A 1,174-nucleotide genomic window follows, 5' to 3' on the forward strand; every position below is an offset into this window, starting at 1 on the left:
CGTCCACTGTGTTGGTTCTGAGACAACGACCGTTGTCGGCTTTGAGTAGAACAGACAAAAGAAAAGTGTGCTTGTTCGCTCGAAACCATTAGGGTTTCGGTGGTCATAGCGTAGGGGAAACGCCCGGTTACATTCCGAACCCGGAAGCTAAGCCCTACCGCGCCGATGGTACTGCAGGGGGGACCCTGTGGGAGAGTAGGACGCCGCCGAACAATCTTTGGAAGGACCCTTGGTCCCAGCGTTCAGCTGGGACCAAGGGTCCTTTTTCTATTTATGCTTGCGGTACCGAAGACAGGAGTTACCAATGTCCACCAACTCTCCCGACGACCGACCGGAGCGCGACCAGCGGCGACGGGACAGTGGTGACCGTTCCGATCGTGGCGGCCAGCGCGGTGGCCCGCGTCGAGGCGACGACCGGGACCGTGGGTTCCGTAGGGACGGAGACCGTCCCGCTTTCCGGCGTGACGACCGCGACCGTGATCGAGACCGGGACCGAGGCGGTGACCGCGACCGTGGATTCCGGCGTGACGACCGCAGCGGCGGCCGGCCGGAGCGTGGCGGCTTCCGGGGACGTGACGACCACCGCGGTGAGCGGGACGGTGGATACCGCGGACGGGACGACCGCAGGACCGACCGGCGTGAGGGCGAGCGCGAGCGTTCCGATTTCCGCCACGGCGATGACCGGGGTTACGGCCGACGTGACGACAGCCGTGGTGGCGACCGCGGTGGCTTCCGCAGGGACGACAGTCGCGGTGGCGACCGCGGTGGATACCGCGGGCGGGACGACCACCGCGGTGAGCGGGACGGTGGGTACCGCGGGCGGGACGACCACCGCGGTGAGCGGGACGGTGGGTACCGCGGGCGGGACGACCACCGCGGTGAGCGGGGAGGCTTCCGCGGCGGCGATGACCGGGGTTACGGCCGACGTGACGACAGCCGTGGTGGCGACCGCGGTGGATACCGCAGGGACGACAGCCGCGGTGGCGACCGCGGTGGATACCGCGGGCGGGACGACCGGGGTGGCTTCCGGCGTGATGACAGTCGTGGCGGCGACCGTGGTGGCTTCCGGCGGGATGACAGCCGCGGTGACGACCGGGGTGGCTTCCGGCGGGATGACAGCCGCGGTGACGACCGGGGTGGCTTCCGGCGTGACGACAGTCGTGGCGGCGAGCGG

General features: G+C 69.0%; 1 rRNA gene and 1 pseudogene. Both read left to right on the forward strand.

The annotated features are described in order from the left end of the window. Positions 1–95 precede the first annotated feature (95 nt). Positions 96–212, forward strand: a 5S ribosomal RNA gene (rrf, locus tag B7L92_RS36650). A 165-nt stretch (positions 213–377) separates the two neighbouring features. Then, positions 378–1,174 (forward strand): annotated as a pseudogene (locus B7L92_RS36655) (hypothetical protein); the annotation flags it as partial.

The sequence above is a fragment of the Streptomyces viridosporus genome, from assembly GCF_002078235.1.
GTDB lineage: Bacteria > Actinomycetota > Actinomycetes > Streptomycetales > Streptomycetaceae > Streptomyces > Streptomyces viridosporus.